The sequence below is a fragment of the Flavobacterium nitrogenifigens genome (assembly GCF_003254565.1).
In the GTDB taxonomy this organism is placed as follows: domain Bacteria; phylum Bacteroidota; class Bacteroidia; order Flavobacteriales; family Flavobacteriaceae; genus Flavobacterium; species Flavobacterium nitrogenifigens.
The window spans coordinates 45,646-57,594 of record NZ_QJRI01000168.1; the positions used below are offsets into that span (position 1 = coordinate 45,646).

The window sequence follows — 11,949 nt, forward strand, 5'->3', positions numbered from 1 at the left end:
TTCTTAATAGTTAAATTTATTCTTGGTAGTTGAAAGTTCCAAGTCCACCAAAGTTATCATTCCAACCAATCGTTTGTAACAACCATGGATTTGATGTTAAAGCTGTTGTATTTAAACCATTAATATAATAGTTTGGATTGAATTTGATATTAACAGGTGCTCCATTAAAGTTATCCATAGGCGTAACTAATGCTGTGCGAATAAAGTTTGCCTCATAAAATGCAGCCAACGTTGTTAATTGAGTTTGGAAATTTGCCGCATCTGGATCAGCAACTAAATTTTGACGATCTGTCGCAAGAGGATCTGTACTTGTAGAACTTGCAGTATTTTTATATTGCAAAAAGTTACCAGTACGTTTTGTTCCGTTAATTGGTGTTAAACCTAATTTACTAACAGTACCGCCTACAACTCCAGGAAGAACTTCATTATCATATAGCATCCATCTTTGAACATCCCAAAAACGTTTTCCTTCGTAGGCTAATTCTACTCTTCTTTCATATAAAACCGCTTCAATGGCTTGATATTTATCTGATAATGTACCAATTCCATAATTATTTGCAGCTGGTATACCAACACGATTTCTGATTTTACCTAAATAATTTAAAGTATTGTTTGTTTGCCCTAAAGCGGCATAACATTCTGCAATATTCAATAATAATTCAGCGTAACGATATTCAAAAATATCTGTCCCAGAATACTGGAAGTTAGTTTCTTTACTAGCGGCGGTATTAGTCATTTTTCTTACGAAAGCAGGGCTTGATATTGCAGTATTCCCATCTGAAAATCCTGCTTTATTTGAACCATCCAACCAACGGTAAGCCCAAAGAACACTATTTGGCGTTTCTTTGCTTCCCCATTTGGAACCAGAGAAGGCAAAAGTTCTATAAAATCTAGGATCTCTGTTAAGAAAGAAAGTAAAATCGTTGTAGCCATTTGCTGCAGTTGGTCTACGACCATCTGCCATCGGAAATAAATCAATCATTTCTTTTGGAGCAGCAACTCCTCCACCTGTTCCTCCTAAACTCAATAAACGAATTCCTTTTTCCCAAGAGTTATTAATTGCTTGAGAAGTAACACCAAATCCGCAAAGCTGTACTGTGATTGCTTCTGAACAGAAAGCATTATCAATCAAGAACATTTGTTCCCATTGTTTTGCATTGCTTCCATATAATCCATACCCGTCAGCAGTCAATTGAGCTTCTGCTTCCAATCCTGCTTTCAAAGCTGCTTCCCAACGTTCATTTGAACCGTCCCAGTTTTTATTAAATAAAGGGCTAGCAAATGTTAAAAGTACTCTCGATTTCTGAGCCATCGCAGCTCCTTTAGTAAAGCGTCCGTAAGCTGCAGCTCCCCAGTTTCTAGGCAATAAACTTGCAGCCATATCTAAATCACTAACAATTTGTGCCACAACTTCAGAAACTTTTGCTCTAGGTAACTGAATTGAAGGATCAGTAGCCGATGCATCTTGAACAGTCGTTACAATAGGAACGCCTCCATAAACACGCATTAAATCAAAGTACTGCATAGCGCGCAGGTAATACATTTGTCCTTTTGACTGATCACGAAATGTTTTATCCAAATTTGCACCTTTTACATCTACATCTTCTAAAAAGGCATTACATTCTCTAATTCTATTGTAAGGATGGTTATTAATACTAGTCGCTAATTTTGCTCCATAATAACCACTTGCATCAGCAGCGTTAATAAGTGTCTTGTTCGGATTGATAAAATCCTGCGTTCCTCCTATTTCTTCTGTCAATCTAGAATTTGTATCGGTATAAGAGCCAATAATAGTAGCAGTTGGTGACTTATAAGCATTATAAAAATCATAATATTGATTATCTACGTAAGCTTGTACACGTTCTTGGGTTTGGTAGAAAGTATCATCGTAAAAACCATAACCTTTCTTATCCTTTAGAAAATCATCACTACAAGAGGCAGCGCCTACTGCAAGCAATAGTGATAACGTTATATATTTAAATGGTGTTTTCATAATTTCTTTTAATTTTGATTAGAATGATACGTTAAAATTAAGCGACCAAGTTCTAAGTGTAGGATAATTTACAGAAGAATTATCATACATATTTCTATAATGATCTGGATAAGGATTGTATAGATCCCAAAGATTATTACCTGTTACACCCAATGTGATGCCAGAAATTTTTGTATCTGCAAAAACTTTCTTCGGAATATCATAATTAAGACTTAAGTTTCTTACAAAACAACGGAAAGTATTTACCTGCCAAAAATCTGATGGACTTGACATGTATGTCCATTGCGCTACGTTTGGATATTTACCATTTGGATTATCATCGCCATACATATCACTCCAGAAGCTTTCTCGAGACCACATATTGTTTGCAGATGATGTACCTTGATTTACTAAATCTACAAAAGTAGCACCACCCCAAGAAGTTGATATTTGAGTTCTTAAAGAAAATGCATCATATTTGAAACCTAAGTTTGTTACAATATTATAAGTTCTACTGCTGTTTGCTAATTTCACATAATCATTTTCTTTCATGATTTGTCCGTCTGCCGGTGCCAAAGTTCCATCTGGATTAAGTTGACCTGCAACATCCTGATAAGCTAAAGATCCTTTTCTCATACCTGACATAGAATTGATATCGAAATATCTTGGCACTCCTCCAACTGCTGTAGCACGCTCTGTTAAATACGCCCAATAGTTTGCAATATCTTCATCTGTACGTAAAATACCATCTCCTGTTGATGTGCCTTTCCATACTGCAAATCCCCACACAGGATTAAACGTTGAATAACCTACACGTGTAGTATTGCTAGACGGTACAAGATTTCCTTGATCAGGATACTTTTTGATTTCATTATTGTTATAAGCAAAGTTGACTCCAATATTGTAACTCATATTACTTTTTATCTTATCACTCCAGTTAATAGCAATTTCATGTCCCCATGCATCAATTTGACCATAGTTTTGTTCAGCATATGCTCCTCCCACAGAAATTGGCACACCTACAGCGCTACTCATGTCTGTTAACATGTCTTTATTTTTATCGTAATAGAAATCATAAGTTAGGCTTAATCTGTTTTTCAACAAATTAATATCAACTCCAACGTTGTTTTTTATAGTGGTATCCCATGTTGCATTTCTATTTGGATTTACTCTAGGAGTTAAACCATTTCCATTAAATCCTCCACCACTTGTAGCTGTTCCAGGGCCAAATTGAAACCCTTTGTCTACGATAAGATCATAATATTGTTCCCATCTCCAAGGCTGAATATTATCTTTTCCTGTTTTTCCGATAGAATAACGAATTTTAAAGAAGTCAACCCATGGCACACTTTTTTCAAACCAGCTTTCTTTAGACATTACCCAACCCAATTGAACAGATGGGAAAGTTCCCCAATAATTCTCTGGTGCAAATTTTGTAGAAGCATCGCTACGAAGAATAAACTGGAACAAATATTTTTGCTTATAGCTATAATTCAAACGTCCAAAGTAAGATAATGTTCCTCCTTCTACTTTTGTAGCCTGGCTGTTAGAAAGGCTTAATTGACCAGCTGTACGATAATCTCCTAAATAATCTTTACCTGTTTGCTCATAAGCCAAACGTGTAAATGTATTGTATACTTCAGAAGCTTCACCACCTACCATTGCACCAATTTGGTGATCTCCAAAAGTTCTGTCATAATTAATAAGGAAATCTCCCTGAGTACTTTTACCGTTTGTATTGTTATAATAAACTCTTGAGTTTCTTACGTTTGTTTCTAAAATATAACTACCTGTCGGATTAGTTGCCGAATCATAAAAACTAGGATCTGCTGCACTTGCTAAGTGTTTATCTTGAAGCTGATAATCTCTAATTCTAACTAAATCATATGGCAATTGAATTTGCTCAGTATAAGATGAACTTTGATTTCTCGAAAAAGTTACCTTGAAAGACAAACCTTTAACCGCGGCTAGTTTGTAATTCAATGAAGCATTTACATTAAATGTATTATCATCAGTAACTTGATGCGAACCATTATTCAAATTGGCAAAATAGTTCCACCCTGCAATATTATTATTTGCATTTGCGCTTCCAAAATTTTTGTTTGAATTAGGAAAAGGAGAAACATAATATTGATTACCATCTACAGTTGTTTGCCAAGGCACATGTTGTGGCATGTGTAGCAAGAATCCGTAATCTGCTTGTTCTCCACCCGCCGCAGAAGCATAACTACCATCACTAATATTTGATGATGCTTTAGTGAATGATTTATCAACTGTTCCAACATTACCAGAAACAGAAGCAGAAAAATCTAAATTCTTGGCAATTTTCGCATTGATTCCTGTACGGAAATTCCATTTATCATATTTCTGGTTTCCTAAATTAGCATCTTGTGTCAAGTAAGTTGCACCCGCAAAATAAGTAATATCTTCACTACCTCCACTTACATTAAAAGAGTGTTTTTGCTGAATAGCTGGTCTCCAAGCTTCTTTTAACCAGTTATAATCTAAACCTTTCATTTGCTCCAATTCTGCATCAGAATATATTGTAGCTGGGTCAATAACAGCAGGCGCCGCTACTCTCGATTTAAAGAATCTATTACTGAAAACCCCAAACTCATAAGCGTCTAACACTTTACTGTGGCTAACTGCATCATTTATTGCAAATTGGCTATTATAGCTAAATTTCGCTTTACCCGCTTTACCGCGTTTCGTTTTTACCACAATCGCTCCTTGAGAAGCACGAGAACCGTAAATTGCAGCAGAACCATCTTTTAACACCGTAATACTTTCAATCTCCGAAGGATCTAATCTATTAAACTGCTCTAATGTAGGCTTACCATTACTAGGATCAACTTGAATCATATCGTCAATGATAATCAAAGGAATACTAAAACCTCCATCTTTAGATAAACTAAAAGTTTGACGAATTTGAACACTTCCCGCATCACCAGGACGACCAGTTCCACTAGTAACATTAACACCTGGAACTAATCCTTTTAATGCATCAGACAAATTTGTTACAGGCAAATCCATTAAGTCATCTGCCTTAATAGTAGCAATTGCTCCGGTAAGTTCTTTTTTCTTCTGGCTACCATAACCAACTACAACAATATTTTCTAATTGATTAAAATCGTCTTCCATTTTTGCGTTAACGATCGAACGATTATTAAGTGGAATTTCAATCTTTTTCATTCCGATGAAAGAAAAAACTAAAGTTCCACCATTTTTAACTTTAATCTCATATTTTCCATTGTAATCTGTCGTCACCGAATTTTTAGTAGATTTCTCAGTTACGTTAACTCCAGGCAATAATCCTCCTAAATTGTCTGTAACAGTTCCCGTTACTGTAACTTGATTTTGAGCATAACTCAATACACTCATCAGTGCAAACAAAAGAAAACTACATCTTTTTATAAGTGCTTGTTTCATAAATGTTTTTTTTGGTTAGGTTATTAATGTTAGTTAGTCATGTTTTAAACATGTCTCAACTATAATAAAACTTTATTTAAAGAAATCTTAACTAAAGATTATTAAATGTTTAAAACACATTTATTTTAATATTCCAAAAATAGGACGATGATACATGAGAACCGTCCTGCTCTATCCTGTTTTAATCGCAGAATGTCAAAAAAAATGTGACTAAAAAAACAATATTAATAAAAAACGAATGGAAAAAATAGATGAACCTAAATATTTAAGACAAATGTTTGCTTAAAAGAAAATTTACAAACTCATTTTGACGAAAAAACAATAAGATTTATATCAAAAACAAATATATAGTATATATTCTGCAAAATTAAACAGTATACTTACTGATAAATAAGCGCTTATGAAATACCCTTTTCTTACGAAAACGATAGAGAAAAATACTAAAAGTATATTTATTTCACGATAAAAAACTTACAAAATGATAAACAGGGCATTTACAGGATAGCATAAAAAAAGTTTGAATAATTTTTACTAAAAAAAATATTTTTTAAAAGTAAATTCTGACCAACAAAATTTAAACGATAATCTATTCATTTTTTGCTAACCAAAAAACAGCAAAAAACCCACTAAACAGTGATGTCAGCGGGTTTTTGTTAAAATAAATTTTTGTCCTGTTTAAGGTTACTTATTTTGGGTAAAATTATTGCGCTACTTATTCGGATTCCATCCGTTTAAAACTAAATCTCGATTGTATTTTTTAAGATCTTCTTTCTTCAATTGATGCGACCATGATACGCGCTGCGAAATATACTTTGCGCTCGAGCCTTTACTTCCAAATTCGGCATAATAAGCTGTTTTATCTTTATCTGGAAATCTAGTGTCAATCCAAGCATTCCAACCTTCCGCAATAATGTGCGAACCTAAATCTGAATTGATAAAAACAGTTTGGGCATAGGGTCTCCAAGGTCTTCCTAAAAATACTTTGTCCACCGATTTGTCTTTTGCAGTAAGCGTACAATCGACAAAAACAAAACCATAAGCCTGCCCTTGCGGAGTTGATGCCGCTGTAATATAAGAATTCACTAAACTTTCTATTGTACATTTATAAAAATAAGCCGTTGCAGCTCCGAAAATAAAATCGGTTGTTCCGTTGATAAAGCAGTTTTCGAAATAAGTTCTTGTATTTCCTTCTGATAAGTAAAGTGTATCCTGATTTCCTAAAAGATTACAATTTTTCACAATAACTCTATCACTCGTTATGTGAAGCGCCACTGCCTGCCCTACTCTTCCTGCTGTGTTTTCGACAGTAAGATTTTCAAGCGTACAATCATTTCCTTTGATCATGAAAGAATACGAAGTTCCTGTTCCAAATTCTTTTTTACCCGACGGATCTGGTTCCCTGAGTGGTTTACCAGAATAATCATCAAATGAAATAATGGTTTTACTTCTATCAATTCCTTTTAAAGTAATGAAAGATTTTGAAGCAGGAATTTCTAACTTTTCAACATACTTTCCAGGCTTTATAGTAATTACAACACGTTTCTCTGAATTATCTTTTATATTATTCACCGCTTCCTGAATCGTTTTGAAATCTCCTGAACCGTCTTGAGCAACGGTTACAGCAAGTTTATTATCGAGCGTTTGGGCTGATAGTGAAAGTGTTATTAAAAATAAAGCCAGAATATATTTCATAGTTTTTAATATTTAAAATTTTTACACAATGTATATCTGTAGAGACGCACCGCAGTGCGTCTAACGCAACGTAACCACAATCTTTGATATACATGGCGTAGACGCACTGCAGTGCGCCTCTACAAAAAAATAGGAATCTATATATAATTTTAATGCGACATCCAAACCGTCATTTCTCCTTTTCCTTTATTTCCCCACGCAAAATACGGAATCAGTTTTACTTGTACAGTATTTTCATTTTTAGCAGAAAGCGGTTTGTATAACGTTTTATCCCATGAATTATTAGAATTTATAACAGCTTCTGCATCAATGCTTACTAAATTTCTATTATTTAATGTAAACGGATTCGTAGCAAATTTCGAATTTACTTTTAAAGCCACATCATTAACACTTATTTTAGCAGGAAGCTGATCTGATTCTAAACAATATACCAAAGGTCCTCTTTTTACGGCTACCTGATTTTTAACTTCTTCTACTAATGGATTCGCTTCCATTAATTCAACTGGCATTGGAAGATTCAATTCAATAATATCTCCCTTTTTCCATTTTTGATTTAATTTCAAATAAGTTCCCGAAACGATTTTATCTGTAATTTTCGAATTATTAACCGAAACTACAGCATTCTGACTCCAACCCGGAATTCTCAAAAAGAAGTTCTGTAAATCTTTTGGCGCTTTTACAATTTTCAACGTTATTTTCCCGTCCCACGGATAATTGGTTTGCTGTTCAATTTCGATTTCTTCTCCGTTTAAAGATTTTGTTTTCAATTGATTACTTCCGTATAAATTCACATACAAACCATCTTTAGAAATATTGTAAGCATAATTTCCAACTTCAGCAATTGTTCTGGTTACGTTTGGTGCACAACAGTTGGATAAGGCAATATACCCTTCACGTTCATTTCCCCATCTTTGATGAAATGGCAAATCATTTGAAACATTCAGCGGATTATTGTAAAGGAATTTTTCTCCTTCTAAATCCATTCCCGAAAGCACGCTATTGTATAATGCTAATTCAACGATATCAGCATATTTGGCATCTCCTGTAATTTGAAGCATTCTCCAATTCCATAATACATTTCCAATATTAGCACAGGTTTCGGTATGAGCCGTTGCATTTGGCAATTGAAAAGGTCTTCCATATGCTTGATGAATTTTCTGAACTACAGTTGGATCATAAGAAGTTCCGTCTGGCGAAACGCCGTCGTATAAAGAACCACAGCCACCTGTAATGTACATTTTACGATACGTTACATCATCCCAAATCGATTCTAAATTGTCTAATAATTTCTTTTCTCCCGTTTCGGCATACAAATCAGCAACTCCAGCGTAAAGATAATTTGCTCTTACGGCGTGACCCATTGCAGTTGTCTGCTGTCTAAACGGAACTCTATCCTGATTATCATCGGTTCCGTCGTTTGTAGTTCCTCTAATATCAATTAGATTATTAGCCAATTCTAAGTATTTCGGATTTTTAGTCGTTCTATACATTTCGACAATTCCCATATAATGAGACGGACAAATCGCATTTCGAGCCAATTCTGGTGAAGCTTTTTTGTAGAAATCATACAAGAAATCGGCAACACCTTTTGCGATGTTCAAGAAGTTTGTTTTACCCGTGGCACGATAATGAATACAAGCTGCAGTCATTAAATGTCCCATATTGTATTTCTCAAAACCCAGTTGTTTTTTTACTTCTTCTGGCCCTAAAGTTCCCCAGCGTTCATCAATTAAAACCGGAGTATGAATATAGCCGTCTTTACGCTGCACTTTCGCGAAAAGCGCAATAGCTTTATCCATTTCGGCATCGAGTTTTTTATCTTTTGTAACGGCATACGTTGCTGCCATTCCTTCAAAAATCTTATAGAAATCACCATCATGAAACGAAGGCCCTTTGAAAGTTCCTTTGCTTAAACCTGCTGCAATTTCGAAGTTTTTGTAAGCATGCGAAACTTCATCGTTATGATACAAATCCCACATGTATGGCAAAGTATTTTTGGTTTCTACATCAAATTGTTCTTTCCAAAAACCGTTTGTCCATTTTACATCTTGCAGGCCGACGCTTTGTAATTTCGAATACGGACTTTCTGAATTCGCAACTAAACCTTTGTTCTGTGCAAAGATTACGGTTGAAAGAAATAAAGAGGATATAATGATGTTCTTTTTCATTTTTTTAATTGTGATGATTTTGTAACGCTGATAATACGGATTGCCCTTGGCAAAACGCGGATTAAAACGGATTTTTTATCTGCTTGATCTGCCAAATCTGCGGGAAAAAATTAATCTCTCGCAGATTTAGCAGATTATTCAGATTTTTTCCGCCACGAATTCGCGAATTATTTTGGATAATCTTTGAAGATATTTATTCGTGAATTCGTGGCTAACTAATTTTACTTAATAAAGAAATTAATGGTTCTGCTCATTGAATCTCCGTCTGCATCTTTTACGGTTAGGATGAAAGATGCGAATCCTTTTTCAACGGTTGTAAACTGAATTTCTTTTCCTTTTAAAACTACTTTTCCATTTTTAAGATCTGAGAAAGTATAAACTGGTTTGTTTTCATAGCCTTTAAAATAATCTGGAGCATTTAAAGTTTTTTTCTCTCCAGTATTCACAAAATAATGAGGCTGAGCCAACCAGTCTAAATAATTATCCAACTGCGTAAATCCGTCTTTGTCTGTATCCTGATTTGCATCTGAAAAATCTCCAGCTTTTGAATTTTCGTTTAAACCAAAAGCTTTTTCCCACCAGTTTGGCAAACCGTCATGATCTGTATCCCAATCTGCAGGACGAGTTTCTGATGCAAAATTTGGCCACCCTCCTGCATCTTGTTCGTTATCAATCATTCCGCCTAATCCGCTTTTACTTCCTTTGTAAGTGAAAGTTCCTTTAAGAGTTTCATCTACAATTCTGTTATCGTGTTTGTCAAAAAACGGCTGATTGGCACCAACATCTGAAAGTACATTTTTATACGCCGCTTTCGCTGATTGCGTTTCTACGTAAGAAGGAAAAAATGGTTTATCAACGAAAGTTTCATATTCTACTTTCTCGTTATGACTTATAGTAGATTTTCTGCCTTTATCCTGAGATTTCTCATCAAAATAACCTGGCATAATGTTTCCGTTAAAATAATAACGTTGCATTCCTTTTCCCACGCCTTCATGCTGCGCATTTAATGCCACAAATATGGTAGTTGAAGCACCTGGTTTATAAAAATTGTTTACAAAATTTACTTCGTTTGCTCCTCCGTCAGTTGTTCTTCCACCCCAATTGTAAACCACATTGTTTGTGATATCCAGTCTTCCTGTGTAATAACCGTCACCATTTAAGCCACCACCAATGCTCCAGTTACGACCTTGATTATGTGCTAATAAATTATGATGAAAACTACCAATATCACCGCCAATTGTAGCTGCAAAACCGTGCATTTTTCCAGCTGGATATTTATCATGCCCCGCAATGTTTAAAGCTTCAGAAATTAAAGTTCGTTGTAAAGTGATATGATGCGCACCACGCGAACTAAACGATTCATCAATTGTCCAGCTAATCGAGCAGTGATCGATAATACTATAATCAGCGCCCGTTAATCCCATTCCGTCAAAAGTAGTTCCGCCTCCGATTCTCACTTTTAAAAATCGAATTACACCATCATTTCCTGTCAACCCAATTGGCGCTCTACTGATTGTAATTCCTTCGCCTGGAGCAGTTTGTCCTGCAATAGTAATATAAGGCTGATTTGCCACCAATCTCGAAGCCAGTTTTATATTTCCCGAAACATTAAAAACAATCGTTCTAGGTCCAATTTCCTGATTGATGGCGTCACGTAAACTTCCTGGCCCATCGTCATTTAAGTTCGTTACTTCAATTACTTTTCCGCCACGACCTCCAACAGCGTAACGTCCGTAACCTTCAGCACCTGGAAAAGCCAATTGAGCAGGTTTAAACGACCAAACATTTCCTAATGTAACTTCGCCATTATTATCCACTTCATCGACTCTCCAGTAATACGTTGTTCCGCTGTATAAATCAGAAACTGAATACGATTTCTCAGTTAGTTTTCCCTTAAATTCTTTTGAAGATTCAGTTGCGTTTTCTACCGCATTTTTATCTTCACCGAAATATATTTTATGCGATGCTACGTTTTTTACAGCATCCCATTTTAGAGTTAAAGTTTTACCCACTTCAACATGTTCGTCTCTGTTTTTTGGTTCTGGAGTTCTGGCCTGATTCATCAAATTTGGCGTATCAATTTCAAAACCGTTAATTACAATCTGTTTTACGATATCAGGATTTGAAGTAGAATCAATTTCAAAACGAACAATTACATCTTTTCCTTTCTCAGCATTAAAAGTAATGTAAGCCATTGAAGCATCAATTTTAGCATTGGCTCTCTGACTTGCATTTACTGTTTCCTGAAGTTTTCCGTTTACATAGATTTTGATTGGAGAAAAAGTTTTTCCTGTAATGACATCAAAAGCATTATGAAAAGTTAAAAGCGTATGTTTTCCCGATTTCAATCCGCTGATTTTCAATTCTAAATTTTCTGCCGTAACCAAACCGTCACTTCCTAATTTGTTGTAAAATGGAGCATTCATTCCAACTTTATACCACTTTGAAGTAAAGTTCCCTTTTAGCTTAAATGACACATTATTAAATGATTTTTCGGTTTCTTTTCCTTCATTAATTACCCACGAATCATAACTTGGGTCATGAACTTCTTCTAGTCTTCTTTGAAAAAAATCAAAGTCAACTTTTACTATTTGTTTATCAGTATTTTGAACTGATTGTGCTTGTCCGCTTGTGGTCAAAAGGATGGACAAAACAGCACCACTTATTAATTTCTTAATCATTTTTGTT

At 35.0% G+C, this 11,949-nt stretch carries 5 protein-coding genes; all 5 read right to left on the reverse strand.

Features of this window, described 5'->3' with window-relative positions; genetic code table 11:
- Positions 1-16 precede the first annotated feature (16 nt).
- The 5 genes from DM397_RS06510 to DM397_RS06530 all read right to left on the reverse strand — a co-directional run bounded on the left by DM397_RS06510 (position 17) and on the right by DM397_RS06530 (position 11,942).
- Positions 17-1,993: a RagB/SusD family nutrient uptake outer membrane protein gene (locus tag DM397_RS06510; RefSeq protein WP_111376757.1), complete on the reverse strand. Its 1,977-nt coding sequence runs from the start codon at positions 1,991-1,993 to the stop codon at positions 17-19.
- 18 nt (positions 1,994-2,011) lie between these two features.
- Positions 2,012-5,401 (reverse strand): SusC/RagA family TonB-linked outer membrane protein, encoded by a 3,390-nt coding sequence (locus DM397_RS06515; protein WP_111376758.1) that lies wholly within the window; start codon positions 5,399-5,401, stop codon positions 2,012-2,014.
- 708 nt (positions 5,402-6,109) lie between these two features.
- On the reverse strand, positions 6,110-7,093 hold the full coding sequence (locus DM397_RS06520; protein ID WP_111376759.1) for a pectinesterase family protein: 984 nt from the start codon (positions 7,091-7,093) through the stop codon (positions 6,110-6,112).
- A gap of 149 nt (positions 7,094-7,242) precedes the next feature.
- Positions 7,243-9,261 carry an aceric acid hydrolase gene (locus DM397_RS06525; RefSeq protein WP_111376760.1) on the reverse strand — a complete coding sequence of 673 codons (2,019 nt, stop codon included), beginning with the start codon at positions 9,259-9,261 and terminating at the stop codon, positions 7,243-7,245.
- 221 nt (positions 9,262-9,482) lie between these two features.
- Positions 9,483-11,942: a pectate lyase family protein gene (locus DM397_RS06530; protein ID WP_111376761.1), complete on the reverse strand. Its 2,460-nt coding sequence runs from the start codon at positions 11,940-11,942 to the stop codon at positions 9,483-9,485.
- Positions 11,943-11,949: the final 7 nt, after the last annotated feature.